The sequence below is a fragment of the Arthrobacter sp. MPF02 genome, from assembly GCF_046605375.1.
Lineage (GTDB): Bacteria > Actinomycetota > Actinomycetes > Actinomycetales > Micrococcaceae > Arthrobacter.
Window position 1 is genome coordinate 524,044 of the sequence record NZ_CP176772.1, and the last position, 14,873, is coordinate 538,916.

The 14,873-nt window shown below is 66.2% G+C and carries 14 protein-coding genes; 8 read left to right on the plus strand and 6 right to left on the minus strand.

The genetic code is table 11. The features are described from left to right. Positions 1 to 22 precede the first annotated feature (22 nt). From ACLH0K_RS02485 to ACLH0K_RS02500, 4 genes are all read right to left on the minus strand, one after another. Positions 23 to 2,584, minus strand: coding sequence for a rhamnogalacturonan lyase (locus ACLH0K_RS02485; protein WP_411375294.1), 2,562 nt, complete (start codon positions 2,582 to 2,584; stop codon positions 23 to 25). A gap of 84 nt (positions 2,585 to 2,668) precedes the next feature. Further along, complete coding sequence (locus ACLH0K_RS02490; RefSeq protein ID WP_411375295.1) at positions 2,669 to 3,697, minus strand: SDR family oxidoreductase; 1,029 nt, start codon at positions 3,695 to 3,697, stop codon at positions 2,669 to 2,671. Continuing rightward, positions 3,691 to 4,662: an aldo/keto reductase gene (locus ACLH0K_RS02495; protein ID WP_411375296.1), complete on the minus strand. Its 972-nt coding sequence runs from the start codon at positions 4,660 to 4,662 to the stop codon at positions 3,691 to 3,693. The genes ACLH0K_RS02490 and ACLH0K_RS02495 overlap by 7 nt, the downstream gene beginning before the upstream one ends. Before the next feature lie 30 nt (positions 4,663 to 4,692). Next, positions 4,693 to 5,514: an aldo/keto reductase gene (locus tag ACLH0K_RS02500; RefSeq protein WP_411375297.1), complete on the minus strand. Its 822-nt coding sequence runs from the start codon at positions 5,512 to 5,514 to the stop codon at positions 4,693 to 4,695. A gap of 201 nt (positions 5,515 to 5,715) precedes the next feature. Here ACLH0K_RS02500 and ACLH0K_RS02505 point away from each other — a divergent pair, with 201 nt between their 5' ends. Together ACLH0K_RS02505 and ACLH0K_RS02510 are read left to right on the plus strand one after the other, a co-directional pair. Next, a complete protein-coding gene (locus ACLH0K_RS02505; protein WP_411375298.1) occupies positions 5,716 to 6,621 on the plus strand; it encodes a helix-turn-helix domain-containing protein in 906 nt (301 codons plus the stop codon). 126 nt (positions 6,622 to 6,747) lie between these two features. Beyond that, positions 6,748 to 6,954 (plus strand): hypothetical protein, encoded by a 207-nt coding sequence (locus ACLH0K_RS02510; protein WP_411375299.1) that lies wholly within the window; start codon positions 6,748 to 6,750, stop codon positions 6,952 to 6,954. Positions 6,955 to 7,021: 67 nt separating this feature from the next. Here ACLH0K_RS02510 and ACLH0K_RS02515 read toward each other — a convergent pair whose 3' ends face one another. Together ACLH0K_RS02515 and ACLH0K_RS02520 are read right to left on the minus strand one after the other, a co-directional pair. Beyond that, a complete protein-coding gene (locus ACLH0K_RS02515) occupies positions 7,022 to 7,234 on the minus strand; it encodes a dodecin (protein ID WP_411375300.1) in 213 nt (70 codons plus the stop codon). 204 nt (positions 7,235 to 7,438) lie between these two features. Next, on the minus strand, positions 7,439 to 8,143 hold the full coding sequence (locus tag ACLH0K_RS02520; RefSeq protein WP_411375301.1) for a FadR/GntR family transcriptional regulator: 705 nt from the start codon (positions 8,141 to 8,143) through the stop codon (positions 7,439 to 7,441). A 168-nt stretch (positions 8,144 to 8,311) separates the two neighbouring features. On the opposite strand from ACLH0K_RS02520, the gene ACLH0K_RS02525 reads away from it, so the two are divergent. The 6 genes from ACLH0K_RS02525 to ACLH0K_RS02550 all read left to right on the plus strand — a co-directional run bounded on the left by ACLH0K_RS02525 (position 8,312) and on the right by ACLH0K_RS02550 (position 14,857). Then, positions 8,312 to 9,796, plus strand: a complete 1,485-nt coding sequence (locus ACLH0K_RS02525) for a four-carbon acid sugar kinase family protein (RefSeq protein ID WP_411375302.1) — start codon at positions 8,312 to 8,314, stop codon at positions 9,794 to 9,796. Positions 9,797 to 9,812: 16 nt separating this feature from the next. Next, positions 9,813 to 10,712 (plus strand): NAD(P)-dependent oxidoreductase, encoded by a 900-nt coding sequence (locus ACLH0K_RS02530; protein WP_411375303.1) that lies wholly within the window; start codon positions 9,813 to 9,815, stop codon positions 10,710 to 10,712. Positions 10,713 to 10,903: 191 nt separating this feature from the next. Beyond that, on the plus strand, positions 10,904 to 12,322 hold the full coding sequence (locus ACLH0K_RS02535) for a GntP family transporter (protein WP_411375304.1): 1,419 nt from the start codon (positions 10,904 to 10,906) through the stop codon (positions 12,320 to 12,322). After that, positions 12,322 to 13,185, plus strand: a complete 864-nt coding sequence (locus tag ACLH0K_RS02540; RefSeq protein WP_411375305.1) for a class II fructose-bisphosphate aldolase — start codon at positions 12,322 to 12,324, stop codon at positions 13,183 to 13,185. The genes ACLH0K_RS02535 and ACLH0K_RS02540 overlap by 1 nt, the downstream gene beginning before the upstream one ends. A gap of 311 nt (positions 13,186 to 13,496) precedes the next feature. After that, positions 13,497 to 13,826 (plus strand): GNAT family N-acetyltransferase, encoded by a 330-nt coding sequence (locus tag ACLH0K_RS02545; protein WP_411375306.1) that lies wholly within the window; start codon positions 13,497 to 13,499, stop codon positions 13,824 to 13,826. Positions 13,827 to 13,906: 80 nt separating this feature from the next. Beyond that, positions 13,907 to 14,857, plus strand: a complete 951-nt coding sequence (locus ACLH0K_RS02550; protein WP_411375307.1) for an NAD(P)/FAD-dependent oxidoreductase — start codon at positions 13,907 to 13,909, stop codon at positions 14,855 to 14,857. Positions 14,858 to 14,873: the final 16 nt, after the last annotated feature.

Consider the following 14,873-nt stretch of genomic DNA (forward strand, 5'->3'; position numbering starts at 1 on the left):
CCACCAGTCTCCCCTGTCGCTGTCAGTCCTGGCCCCCGAAGGCACGGAGAATATTGTCCGCGTTGTGCTTCAGCACCACCTGCGCGGTGTCCGACACCTTGTCCGGTCCCTTCTGCCGGGACAGGAAGTCGGCAAAGCGCTGGATGGTCCGTGCGGCCTTTCCGGCGTCGCCGTCCTCCACGGCCTTGGCTGCCTGCTGGATGCTGGCTTCGAGCTGGCTGGCCACAGGTCCGGCCACGTCCCCGGACTCCACCAGGTCCTCCAGGACGTGCTGCAGCGCCTTGACGCTGCCCGGAAGCCAGGCGGCCCGCAGCGGGACATCACTGAATTCCATGTCGGAGGCAAGGTAGAAGTCCGTGTAGGACGGCTGGTTGTACGTGGTGTTCTGCCGGGCCACCTCAGCGCGGTACTGCGGGTCGTGCATCAGCGTGTAGAGCTTGTGCCTGGTGACCTCGGTGCTCATGTACATGCGCAGGGCGGAGCTGTCTGCGGTCCGGACCAGCATCTCCTCGCGCCAGTCGCCCACAACATCCGCCACCAGGCTGGGGTTGCCCTTGGTGCCGTTGTTGGTGCGCGTGCCCTCGGCGGTGAGCAGGCGGCCGCGCTTCCAGTCGTCGATGGTGGGCGCCTGTTCCCCGGAGCCGTTGATGACCTGGGTTGTCAGGTCAGCGGCCCACTTGATGCTCATGTTGGTGCCGGGCATGGAGGTGGAGAGCTTGCGGCCGTCGGCGGACTGCATGCCGATGGCCCAGTTCTCGATTCCGGGCACTGCCGGGTCCACGTCACCGATCATTCCTCGGCCGGTGTCCCTGCCCGAGTAGGCGCCGAACAGGACTTCGCCGGTGGCGGCATCCCGCATGGCATAGCCGTAGGGGGCAGATGTTGCGCCCTCGTGGACCGTGAAGATCTCCTTGCCTGGACGGGTTGGATCTATGTCCGTCACGTGCATCGCGTCGCCGTGGCCCAGCCGGGCCTCGGTGCCGGGTGCGGCGCTGCCTGCCGGCAGGGTGCTGAACGAGCTGTAGAGGAGGGAGCCGTCGTCGTCGATTGTGGCCGAGCCGTAAACGATCTCCTGCTTGCCGTCGCCGTCCACGTCCGAGGCACTGAGGGAGTGGAAGCCCTGCGTGGTGAGCTTGCCGAACTGCGGATCCGTGCCATCACGGCCATGGGGGGAGTCGTTGAACGGATTGGTCATGGGTGTCCAGCCAGAGTCCAGGTTCCAGACGGGGGAAAGGTTGGTGCCATCCCAGGTGTACGTCGCCATGGTGGTGCGGGTGTAGTAGCCGCGCGCGAACACCGCAGCGGGTTTCCGGCCGTCAAGGTAGGCGACGCCCGCGAGGAAGCGGTCCACGCGGTTGCCCGGCTCGATGCGGGACATCGCATAGTCACCCCACATCAGGCCGTCGTCGTGCCGGCCCGGCTGGTAGGCGACCGTTTTCAGCTCCTTGCCGGTGGCGCCGTCGAAGACTGTGAGGTATTCCGGGCCGGAGAGGATGAAGCCTTCAAAGGCGCGCAAATTGTTCCGTGTGTTCCGGGAGGGGGCGTAGACGTCCATGAAGTAGTCGGTCAACGCCTCGGCGTCGGCTTGGGACAGCGGGTACTGGTACTTGGGCGCGATGCCGAAGGCTTCCTCCAGCGTGGCGGGCCAGTTGCCTGACTTCACCTCGGGATGCTCCGTCCAGCCCTGGAACGTCTTCACGATGTGCCGGTAGTAGTCGGCCGCGCTCATCCGGTAGTCGTCCGTGTTCGCGTAGCCGGCGTCAATATCGGATTGCAGCAGGGTGATGAACGCGCTGGACGCAGGGCTGCCGTCCGCGTTGTAGTTGGTGGTTTTGGTCCCCGGCGCCGTCTTCATCATCATCTCAGCCCGGCCGTCGCCGTCGAAGTCGTTGACCACCAGCTGGGTGTAATGGGCGCCGGAGCGGATGTTCACGCCAAGGTCGATGCGGTGCAGGAGCGTGCCGTCGGCCTTGTACGTGTCCACATAGGTGTTGCCGGTGTAGCCCAACTGAGAGACGTCCTTGGAGTTGTTCGGATCCCACTTCACGATGAACTCGTACTGGCCGTCGCCGTCCACATCGGCCACGGACGCGTCGTTGGCAGTGTAGGTGTAGGCCTGCCCCGCAGGGGTGACACCGTCGGCCGGCTTCTTCAGCGGAATGTCCTTGAAGTTTCCGCCCCACGAGGTGGCCAGGGGGCTTTCGTCCAGTTCCACGCCTCCGACGACGGCGCGCACCGTGTACTTGGACGTTGCCGTTCCGGCGGTGTCCAGGTAGTTGGTGCTGTCCGTGACAGTGGCCAGTTTCTGGCCGTCGCGGTACACGTTGAAGTCGGTGCCTGTCAGGCCTGTGGCCGAGGAGCCGGTGGCCTCGTGGCCGAGCAGGCGCCAGCTGAGGAAGACGCCCTCGTTCGTTCCCGCGGCCACGAGCCCGCGGTCCAGGTGGTCCAGCTGGATGCCTGGGGTGCCGGGCTTGGTGGAGGAGGGCCCGACGGCGGATGCCGGCGCGGCCAGGCAGCCCACCGTAAGTGCCAGGCCGACAGCCGCAACGGACAAAAGACGCAAAGGGGTGCTGGAGGGATTCATCAGTGAATCCTTTCAATTTTGAGACCGGAAAACGCTTCCCAAGTAATTTAGGGGCGGGGGTGCACCGAAAACAAGCCTTAGCGGTCAGGCCCCTCGCCGCGCCCAGCTGGTGAGCTTGTCCGAGAGCTGCATGTAGCTTTCGTCCACTGCCTTCAGGTCCGGGTTGGCGTCGTACCACTGCACGATTTCCCGGGCGCCATCGGCGAAGGGAATCGTGGCGGTGTAGTCCGGGACGAGGGACTTGATTTTGGAGTTGTCGAAGATCACGGAGTGGGAGCGGTCGCCCAGCAGGTTGGCTCCGAGCTCCGGGCTGGACGCAGCGATGGTTTCCGAGGCAACGTGCACGAGCTCAGGCTCCGCAACTCCGGCTGCCCGCGCAAAGAGCTGGTAGATCTGGTTCCACGGCAGATATTCGTCCGAGGTGATGGTGTAGCTTTCGCCTACTGCCTGGGGCCGGCCCAGCAGCCCCACGAAGGCTTTGGCGAAGTCCTGGCTGTGCGTGAGCGTCCAAAGGGAGGTGCCGTCGCCGTGCACCATCACGGGCAGGCCGGCACGCATCCGGTGGATGTCCGTCCATCCACCTACCATGGCGATCTTGGTCCGGTCGTAGGTGTGGGACGGCCGCACCACCGTCAGCGGAAAGTCGGTGTCCCGGTAGGCCCGGAACAGCAGCTCCTCGCAGGCTATTTTGTTCCGCGAGTATTGCCAGAAGGGATTTTTCAGTGGCGTGGACTCCCGGATCGGCAGCCGCACGGGCGGTTTCTGGTATGCCGATGCGGAACTGATGAATACGTACTGTCCGGTCCTGTCCCGGAACAGGTCCATGCTCGCCTGCGCCTGGTCCGGAGTGTAGGCAATGAAGTCGGCAACGGCGTCGAAACTGCGGCCGTCGAGTACCTTGCGGACGGATGCCGTGTCCCGAATGTCGGCCTGCAGGAGCTCAACCCCTTCCGGGACCGGCCTTGTGGAGCGGCCCCGGTTGAGGATGGTCAGATGGTGCCCCAGCGCGACGGCCCGTTCAGCAGCCGCCGTGCTGATCACCCCGGTGCCCCCGATGAAGAGGATGCTTCTCGGCGACACCGTGTCGGCTGCTGCGGGAAGTGGAGTTACCACGCGTAGTCTTCCGGAGCGGTGCGATGTCCCGGAAAGATGTCATCCAACCGCTTGAGGGCGTCTTCGTCGAGGGTGACGTCAAGGGCCCGGATGGCGGCGTCGAGCTGTTCCTGGGTGCGCGGGCCGACGATCGGTGCGGTGACCGCGGGCTGGGCCAGCAGCCAGGCCAGGGCGATGTCGCCGGGCTCCTGGCCCAGCTCGTCCGCGAAGTCCTCGTACTGGCGGATCTGGTCCTCGTGCTTCTTCAGCGTCTCGGCCGCGCGCCCCTCGGTGCGGCGGACGCCGTCGCGCTCTTTCTTGAGGACGCCGCCCAGGAGGCCACCCTGCAGCGGCGACCACGGGATGAGGCCGAGGCCGTAATCCTGCGCGGCGGGAATGACTTCCAGCTCCACCTGCCGCATAAACAGGTTGTAAATGGACTGCTCGCTCACCAGCCCGGTGTAGTTCCGGCGGCGGGCGGCCTCCTGCGCCTGCGCGATGTGCCAGCCGGCGAAGTTGCTGCTGCCGGAGTACAGGATTTTGCCCTGCTGGACGGCCACCTCGATGGCCTGCCAAATTTCGTCCCACGGCGTGTTTCTGTCGATGTGGTGGAACTGGTAGACGTCGATGTAGTCCGTCTGCAGCCGCTTGAGGCTCGCATCCAGGGCGCGCCTGATGTTGAGGGCGGACAGCTTGGATTCGTTGGGCCGGTCCGTCATGGTGCCGTAGAGCTTGGTGGCCAGCACGGTGTGTTCCCGGCGCTCGCCGCCCTTGGCGAACCAGCGGCCGATGATTTCCTCGGTCCAGCCGCGGTGCCCGACGCCGCCGTAGACGTTGGCGGTATCGAAGAAGTTGACGCCGTTCTCGTGGGCCGAGTCCATGATGCTGTGCGCATCTGCTTCCTCGGTCTGCGGCCCGAAGTTCATGGTGCCCAAACAAAGGCGCGAAACCGTCAGGCCGGAGCGGCCCAGATGGGTGTACTGCATGGAAGCGATCCTTTCAGTGGCTATCCGGACCTACATCTGCGTAAAGGAGGCGACGGCGGGATCGGAGCCCTGGCGGGCGCCCGACTCGAGGGCGGTGATGGCCGCAAGCTCGTCCCCGGACAGGGTGAGGGAGGACGCCGCGAAGTTCTCCCGGATGCGCTGGGGGTTTACCGACTTGGGAATGACAATGTTGCCCTGGGCCAGATGCCATGCGAGCACCACCTGGGCGGTGGTTGCGCCGTGGGCGCCGGCGACGGCGGTGACGGCGTCTCCGTCCAGGTCTGCGCCACGCCCCAGCGGGCTGTAGGCCTCCACCTCGATGCCGGCGTTGCGGCACTTCTTGGCGAGGTCCGCCTGCTGGTAGCTGGGGTGGAGTTCGATCTGGTTGACGGCCGGGACAATTTCCGCGGACTCAAGCAGGGTATCAACGTGGTCCGCCAGGAAGTTTGAGATGCCAATGGCGCGGATCTGGTTGTTTTCGTACAGCCGTTCCATCTCCTTCCAGGCCTGGACGTACAGGCCCTGGGACGGGACCGGCCAGTGGATCAGGTACAGGTCCACATAGTCCAGTCCCAGGGCCTTCCGGCTGTTCTGGAATGCCTCCTGCGCCCGGCCCTGTTCGCCGTTGCGGAGCTTGGTGGTGACAAAGATATCCTCGCGCGGGATGCCCGTGGCAGCGATGGCAGCACCAACGCCGGCCTCGTTCCGGTAGGCGGCGGCGGTGTCGATGTGGCGGTATCCGGCTTCGAAGGCGTCCTCGACGATCCGCTGGGTGTCTTCCGGCGGGACCTGGAAAACACCAAAGCCAAGCTGCGGGATGGTGACGCCGTTGTTCAGTGTCAGCTCTGACATGGGAAGCTCCTTGCATTGTGCTGGTGCTGGGATGGGTGCCGTTGGCCCGGCGGTGAGAAAGCGGTTTCCATCGGCTCGGTATTGAGCCTATGCACTTTTTCGTCCCGCGTCAGTAAGTCAGGCTGATCCTCTTTTTCCTAGGACTGCCAGTCCTACCTTCGTTGTAGAAGGGGGCAACGCGCGCCGTGCACAATGGTCAGCATGGGTCAAAGTGCCGAGTTCGGAAAGTTCCTCAAAGCCATGCGGTCCCGGTTGAGTCCGGAAGACGCCGGCGCCGGCCCCACCACCGGGGCCCGCAGGGTCCCCGGGCTTCGCCGTGAGGAGGTGGCCCGGCTGGCCGGCGTCAGCACGGACTACTACGTACGCCTGGAACAGGGCAGGAACATCCATCCGTCCCGGACGGTCCTCGAAGCAGTCTCGCGGGCACTGCGGCTGGACAGCACGGAACACGCGCACATGCTGGACTTGCTGGAGAATTGTGCCGGTAACCCGCGCGTTGGCGCCCCCGCTGCGCAGGGGGTCCGGCCTGCGCTGTCCCACCTGCTCGAGGCTGTGGGGGATGTACCCGCCATGTTGCTGGGGCGGCGCACCGATGTGCTCGCGGCAAACAGGATGGCCCGCCTGCTTTTTGCCGACTTCGCGGCCCTACCCGCGGCCGAGCGTAACCTCACCCGCTGGCTGATCCTGGATCCGGCAGCCCGGGGCTTGTTCCGCGACTGGAAGACCGTGGCTGCCGAAGCCGCCGGCGCCCTGCGGCTGGACGTGGGACGGCACCCCAATGACGTGCAGGCCAACCAGTTGGTGGGCGAGCTTGCCGTGCACAGTGAGCATTTCCGGCAGTGGTGGGCGGGGCACCGGGTGGCAACCCGCTCGGCCGGAACCGTTCGCCTGCACCATCCGGCCGTCGGGGACCTGGAACTGAACTTTGAAACCCTTGCCCTGCCGGACGACCCCGACCAGACGCTCCGGTTCTATTCCGCCCGCCCCGGCACGCCGTCGTCGGACGCGCTGGCGCTGCTTGCCTTGAACGCCGTGCCTGGACATTCAGGCACGCTTGATGTGGAAGCCGCCGCCTCATCCGCTGCCGACCAGGCCGGGGCGAACTGAAGCTTTCCCTTTCTGTACATCTGTCCAGAAGGGCGGGCTGATTCTGGCCAGCCGCCCATTGGTGCTGGCCATGGCCGTTCCTAGGCTTGAGGAACAAGCTCCCGCCCACCAAGGATGGTCTCAAAGATGAAACGCATCGCCCTGCTGAAGGAACGCCAGGCAGGTAACGCCGGCAGCCCCGCGTCCACGGCAACCGGCTCGCACTGCCCGGTATCCGGGCTCTGGAGCCCGGACCACGATCCCCACACGGTGCTGTCCTTCTTCGAAGGACACGTGTTCCCGGCGTTCGACGGCGTTCCCACCGTCTGGCGGCGCCGCGCAGCCGCGAACTAGGTTCTCTTAAACAAGATGACCCGCAGCCGGCGTCCTTCGAACGCCGGCTGCGGGTCAGTCTGTACTCCTAGCGGTCCTCGAGGCGGAAACCAATCTTCATGGTGACCTGCCAGTCCGCGATCTTGCCCTCTTCCAGGTGCCCGCGAATCTCCTTCACCTCGAACCAGTCGAGGTTCCGCAGCGTTTGGGACGCCTTGGCGATTCCGTTCCGGACGGCGTCATCCACACCCTGGTCCGACGTGCCGACAATTTCAGAAATGCTGTACGTGTGGTTGGACAAGTTCGCTCCTCGTGGTCGTCGTTGCTCCCGGTTGCGGGCGGTCCTTGAAGACTAGTGGGACAACCCGGGGCTGGCCAGCCCTGATGCCGGGTGCCAGTTCCGATCGCAGAGAGTCGCCGGCCAGGAGTTTTTGGACAGATGCCACGACTTCCGGACCCTCGAAGTCCCGTTATCTGCCCAAAAACCTTTGGGGGAGGCGAGCCCCTACTTGGCCGGAAGGACCAAATTCTTCAGGTCATCCAGGGTCTGCTGCATATGGGCGTCCATGGCCTGCCGCGCCCGCGAAGCGTCCCGGGACTGCAACGCGTCCGCGATGTTCTGGTGGTGGCCGATGGCATGCTCCTGGATCTCGGGCACTGCCGACGTCTCGGCCCGGCGCTTCTCCAGGACCCGGTGGAGCGGTTCGAACAGGACGGAGACAAACACGTTCCCCGAGGCGCGCAGGATCACGTCGTGGAAGGCGAGGTCCGCCTCCACGAAGGCCGCCACATCGTTGACCTCGTGGGCCGCCTTCATGGCTGAGATGTAGGAGAACAACGCCTCGGTGTCCTCCATGGAGATACGTTCCGCCGCAAGCTCGCAGGCGCCCGTCTCCAGCATGCGGCGGAGTTCGATCAGCTGGACGCTGGCTTCGGCTTCGTTCTTCCCCTCTGATGCTGCCCGCAGGACGGCTTCCAGCGACGTCCAGCGGCTCAAGGGATTCACGAAAGTGCCGCGGCCGCGCTCCACGCTCAGGATCTGCTGGGCCTGGAGGGTCTTCATCGCTTCGCGCACGGTCATCCGGCTGACTTCGTGCCGGGCGCTTAATTCATGCTCACCCGGAACCGTGGCGCCGGGCGGGAATTCCCCCTCGATGATGCGGTCCAGCAGCTCATCGGCCACAACGCCGACCAGCGATTTCCTTGCCATACTGCCCCCGCTTCTGCGCCGGGATCGTTCCCGGCCGATGTCCGACAAGTCTACTTGCGTGCCTTTATGCCGTGTGCCACACTAACAATCAAATGCAAGATGTCAGACATCTGACAGATAATTGAAATCACGATCCGCCGCCCGGATTACTACACAACGGAGTGCACTGTGACGCTTGAAGCAGACGTTCTGGCCGCCTACCCAGCGGAAGTCCAGGTCCCCGCCACCCTCGTGGCCAGCACGCTCGCTGCCTCCAACGCCGGCGCTCCCCGGGTGCTGGTAGTGCTCGACGACGACCCGACCGGAACGCAGTCCGTGGCAGACCTGCCCGTCCTCACCCGCTGGGAGGTGGAGGACTTTATCTGGGCCTTCGCGCAGAACAAGCCGGCGGTCTACGTCCTCACCAATACCCGCAGCCTGGACCCTGCCGAAGCCGCTGCCCGTAACGCAGAGGTGGTCCGGAACGCCCTCGCCGCCGCCGGATCGCCGGACGCCCTCCGGCTCGGTTTCGTCAGTCGCAGCGATTCGACCCTCCGCGGCCACTACCCGCTGGAACCTGACGTTATTGCCGCCACCGTTGCCGATGTCAGCGGTGAGGGTACGGACGGCGTGGTCCTGGTTCCCGCATTTCCCGACGCCGGCCGCGTCACCATCGGCGGCGTCCACTATATGCGCGGCACCGGTGATGCTGCGGGTACGCTGACCCCGGTGTCGGAGACGGAGTTCGCCAAGGACGCCACCTTTGGTTTCGCTACGTCCGTTATGGCGGAGTACGTCGAAGAGAAGTCGCAGGGCCGCTTCGCGGCGGATGCCGTCATCGTACTGGACCTCAACATCATCCGCGCCGGTGCCTCCGCCGAGAACCCTGCCGTTTCCGCCAAGGCCATCGCCGACGCAATCGAACCCGCCACCGACTCCACGCCGATCGTCGCCGACATCGTCACCGAGAACGACCTTCGCGCCCTGGCCCTGGGACTGGAGGAAGCAGAGCGCCGCGGCAAGAAGCTCCTCTACCGGGTAGGTCCGCCCTTTGGCCGCGCCCGGATCGGACAGGAGATCCGCGGCGAGCTCACCGGCGCCGAAGCCTACGCCGGCAACACTCCCTCCGAGGCCGGCGGCCTCATTGTGGTCGGCTCGCACGTGGGAGTCACCACCCGCCAGCTCAAGGTCCTCACTGACCAGCACAGCGCTGCCCGCATCGTGGAGATCGACGTCGAAAAGCTCCTGGCTGCGGAGTCGGAAGCCGCCGAACACCTGGACCGGACGGTGGAAAGTGTTGTCGAAGCCCTGCGCGTCGGTGACGTCATTGTCCACACCAGCCGCCTGCTCATCAAGACCGACGACCCGGCCGAAAGCCTGCGGATCGCCCGCACCGTGTCCGCCGCCGTCGTCGCCGTGGTGAACCGGACGCTCAAGACCTTCCCGCCGCGGTTCGTTATCGCCAAGGGCGGCATCACGTCCTCCGACGTCGCCGCCCACGGCCTGGAAATCCGCCATGCCATTGTCCGCGGCCCCATGCTCCCGGGCATCGTCAGCCTCTGGGAACCCGTGGACGGCCCTGCCAAGGGCATTCCCTACATCGTCTTCGCCGGCAACGTGGGCGACGACGAATCCCTCGCCCAGGTCACGCGCAAGCTCAGTAACACTTTCTAATTCAATGGAGAACACCATGACCAGCAACTACACCGTCACCGTCCTTGGCCTCGGCGCCATGGGCCTGCCCATGGCCACCCGCATGGCTTCCCAACTGACCGTCCACGGCTTCGACATCGCAGAAGCCCGCCTGAAGCTCGCCGAAGAAGCAGGCATCACCACCTTCGCCACAGCCCGTGAAGCCGCGAAGGGCGCCGACGCCGTCCTGCTCGCCGTCCGCAACGGCGAACAGCTTACCGACGTCCTGTTCGGCGAGAACGGCGTGGCCTCCGTACTGGAGCCGGGCGCCGTCGTCATCCTTGGCAGCACTGTCGGCACCGAAGCCATCCCCGCCACCGTCGAAAAGCTCGCAGAATACGGCGTTGACCTGGTGGACGCCCCGCTGTCCGGCGGTCCCAAGCGCGCCGGCGAAGGTGACCTGCTGATCGTCGTCGGCGCTTCCCCCGAGGCCCGCGCAAAGGCAGCCCCCGCCCTGGAACTGCTCGCCTCCACCCTCACCGTTGTGGGCGACAAGCCCGGCGACGGCCAGGCCCTCAAGACCGTCAACCAGCTCCTCTGCGGCGTCCACATCGCCGCGGCAGCCGAGGCCCTCGCCCTCGCCGACGCGCTCGGGCTGGACCAGGAGAAGACCCTCGCCGCGCTTGAGGCAGGCGCCGCCGGCTCCTTCATGCTCTCCAACCGAGGCCCGCGCATCCTCGAGGCCTACAGCGAGGAAGGTGCCGAGGTGCTCAGCCGCCTGGACATCTTCGTCAAGGACATGGGCATCGTGGGCAAGGCCACCCGCGCCGCCGGACTGGCGGCCCCGGTTGCTGCCGCCGCCGAGCAGCTCTACCTGCTGGGCCAGGCGCAGGGCCTCGCCGCCGCCGATGACTCCGCCGTCATCAAGGTGGTCGCCCCGTCCAAGCGCACCAACTAACTCCCTCCCTCCTCCGCAGTTTTTGTCCAGATATGCCGACTTAAAGGTCCTCGAGGCCTGCATATCTGGACAAAAACTCTAAGGAGAAGGTGCGACGGCGGCGCTCCCCGTCCGCCGTCGTCGCACCCCCAGCGTTCCCCCTACCAACAAGCTCGCTAGGCTTAACTGGCGACGTCAAAGGAGACACACCGATGAGCGCATTAGCTCTTTTGGCCATAGCAGCGGCGGGCGTCGCCCTGCTGCTCGTGGCCGTCATCAAGTTCAAGATCCCCGCCTTCCTCGCCCTGCTCGTGGTCAGCGTCGCCGTTGCCCTGGTTGCCGGCATCCCCCTGCCGGACGTCATCAAGACCGTGACTGAAGGCATGGGCGGAACCCTCGGTTCCGTGGCCATCCTGGTAGGCCTTGGCGCCATGCTGGGCAAGATGATCGAAATCTCCGGGGGCGCCCAGTCCCTGGCCGGCAAGTTCACCCAGCTGCTCGGCCCCCGCCGGGTCATTGCCGCCCTCACCGCCGCCGCGTTCCTGCTGGCGATTCCCGTCTTCTTCGACGTCGGATTCATCATCCTGATCCCCATCGTGTACGGCTTCGCCAAGGCAGCCGGCGTCAACCCCGTCAAGATCGGCCTGCCGGTCGCCGCCATCATGCTGGCCATCCACGTGGTGGTTCCGCCGCACCCCGGTGTTGTTGGCGGCGCAGGAATCCTGGGCGCCGACATCGGCTGGACCACTATCCTGGGCCTCGTGCTCTGCATCCCCGTGGGCGTCCTGGGTTACTTTGTTGCCCGGAAGCTGAACCGCCGCGAGTTCGCCATGCTTCCGGCCACAGCCGAGCAGTTCCGCCTGTTCGGCACCGGCAACTCGCAGGTGGAGCAGGAAGCTGCTCAGGGAACCTCGAAGGTTGCCGTCAAGACCGAGGTCAAGACCGCGCCGAGTCCCGCGATGATCATCACCTTGATCGTCCTGCCCATCCTGATGATCATGGTCGGCACTGTCGGCGCCGTCATCCTGCCCAAGGACTCTTTCCCTGCCCAGCTCGCCGCCTTCGTCGGCGCGCCACTGATCGCCCTCCTCACCGCCCTGGGCCTTGCCTACTACTTCCTGGGCATCCGTCGCGGCTGGTCCTCGCAGCACACGGGTGAAGTCATGGACTCAGCCCTCGCCCCGACGGCAATCGTTATCCTCGTCACCGGTGCCGGCGGCGTTTTCGGCAAGGTACTGACCGTATCCGGCATCGGCAAGGCCCTCGCCGAAGGGCTTCAGACGGCAGGCTTGCCGGTCATTGTGATGGCCTTCGTCCTGGCAGCCATCCTGCGTGCATCCCAAGGTTCGGCGACCGTCGCGATCATCACCACCGCAGGCCTGCTGGCAGCATCCGTTGCCGAGGGCGGGTACTCGCCCATCCAGACGGCGCTCATCCTCGTCGCCATCGGCTTCGGCGCCTTCGGACTCAGCCACGTCAACGATTCCGGTTTCTGGATTGTCACCCGGTACCTGGGGCTTTCCGTGGCTGACGGGCTGCGGACCTGGACCGTCCTGACCACCATCCTGGGCCTGGCCGGTTTCGCCCTGACATTCCTTGTCTGGATGCTCGTGGGAGGCCTGGGCGTCTGATGCGCACCCGTCTCGACCACCTGGTCACCTCAGCCCTGCAGCAGGGTTCCGCAGTCCCTGCCTTCACCTGCTACGACTTCACCACGGCACTGGCCGTGGTCGCCGCTGCCGAGGAGTGCGGCCGCGGCGTCATCCTGCTGGTGGCGCCCAAGACCGCCGCGACGCCCAACGGGCTGCGGCTGATCGCCGCGCTTCGCGGCCTGGCCGACGCCGCATCCGTTCCGGTGGCGGTGCAGCTTGACCATGCCTCGGACCTTCGGGTGATGAACGACGCCGTCGCGGCAGGGGCGGATTCCGTCCTCGCCGACGGTTCGTCCCTTCCTTACGAGGAAAACATCGCCCTGGTAGTCGCCGCCCGCGACCTGCTGGGCGCCGGCGTCGTCCTCGAAGCCGAGCTGGGCGGCCTGGCCGGGGACGAGGACAGGGCGTTCTCCGCGGACCAGCCCGCTGAGGGGGCTGGAGTGTCCGTCGCCGGCCTGACAGATTCCGCCCAGGTGGAGGACTTCGTGGCACGGACCGGCGCGCAACTGCTGGCCGTCGCCGTCGGCAATGTCCATGGCAGGTACAAGGGCGAGCCGCAGCTTCGCTGGGACGTGCTGCAGGACATCGCCGTACGGACGCACATTCCGCTGGTGCTGCACGGTGCCTCCGGCATCCCCGCCGAGGAGCTGGTGAAGGCCGCGGCCATGAACGTGGGAAAGGTCAACTTCAACACCGAACTCCGCACCGGCGTGCTGGCCACCCTGCAGGAGCAGCTCCCTGTCCACCGGGCGGACGGCGAGAACCTGCAGGCCCTGCTGGGCCACTGGAACGCGTCCGCGGCGGACTTCGCCGCCGGAACGCTCGCCACCCTCAGCCGCTAGGGCAGCCGCAACAGCACTCCGCCCAACCTGTGCCTGCTCCTGCCCGGCATTGCGCAGGCGGCCCTCCTGGAACTGGTACGGCCGGCGCTGGTTCCGGCCGCCTCGAGGACCGTACGACGCCGTCGCCCGGCACCCGCTGCCTGACCGCCCGGGTGGCGGGCGCCGTCGTCGTGGTTTCCTTCCGGTGGCGGCCGCGGCGTTCGGCGGCCTCACGCCTGGTCTGCTGGCGGGCGGGGCAGCCTGCTTCGGCCTGGCCCTGCTTCTGGTGCGCGGGCATTGCCAGCCGGATGAAGTAGTGCCAGTGTCGAACCATGACCGAGAACACAATGTCCACCGAGGATAAGTTCACCCCCGATGTCACGCTGCGGCGCAACGACGCGGAGCACCGTTACGAACTGCTCGTGGGCGGCACTCTCGCGGTCCAGTCCAATTTCGAGGACCTGCCCGGGCACATCGACTTCATTCGCACCGAAACCGCCAAGGACTTCGAGGGCCGGGGCTTGGGGAAAGTCCTGGCGCATTTTGCCCTGGATGACGTCGTGGCAACCGGCAAGCGCATCATCCCGCACTGCCCGTTTATCACGGGCTACCTCCGAAAGCACGAGGGCTACGAACAGTTCGTGGATTGGCCCGAGGGGTAGCTTTCCCGGCTCCTGGCGTTAGTGGTCCGGCCGCGCCGGGTACGGCACCTGCAGTGCACGTGGGCAAGCGGAAGGACACCATGGCCCCTCAGGAACACCTGTTCGACGTTGCCGTCATCGGCGGCGGACCTGCCGGGCTGAGCGCCGGTATCGCGCTCGCAAGGGCGCTGCGTTCGGTACTGGTGGTCGACGCCGGCGGGCAGCGGAACCTCAGCGCCCGGGGAGTGCACGGTTTCCTGAGCCGCGAGGGCATGAGCCCGCAGGATCTCGTTGCGGCCGGCCGGGAGGAACTGGAACGGTACGGCGGGACGGCCGAGCATGGCCTGGTGACCTCAGTCCGCCGGGTGGAGGACACGTTCGTCCTGTCGCTGAAGGGCGGCGGGACCCGCTCCGCCCGCCGGTTGCTGGTGGCCACCGGCATCTCCGATGATTTGCCGGCAATTCCCGGGCTGGCGGAACGCTGGGGGCGGGACGTGCTGTACTGCCCCTATTGCCACGGCTGGGAGATCCGCGGCCAGAAGATTGGCATCCTCGCGGCCGACGCCAAATCGGCGGCAGAAGCCCTGACCTTCCGGCAATGGAGCAAGGACGTGACCCTCTTCCTGAACGGCACAGTGAAGCTTAACGCAGAGGAAGCCGAACAGCTGCAGGCGCGGGGTGTCCGCGTGGTGGAAGGCAGGGTGGTTGGCCTCGACGTCCGGGAGGACAAACTGGCGGGCGTGACGCTCGACGGCGGTGCTTCCGTCCCCTTGCAGGTGCTGGCCATCAGCCCGGTCACCACGAGCAAAGCCAACATGCTCCAGCAGCTCGGGCTTGAGCCGTGCGGGCTTGAGGAGGGGGAGGGCAGCTGCCTGGAGACGGACGAGTCCGGGCGCACCGCCTGCCCCGGAGTCTGGGCTGCCGGGAACGCCGTCGACGTTTCAGCGCAAGTAATGACGGCTGCGGCGGCCGGACTTCGGGCTGCCGCGGCCATTAACGCGGATCTGGTGCTGGCCGATACTCAACAGGCAGTAGCGGCCGCCAGGGCCTGATTCCGGCCGTGCCCGG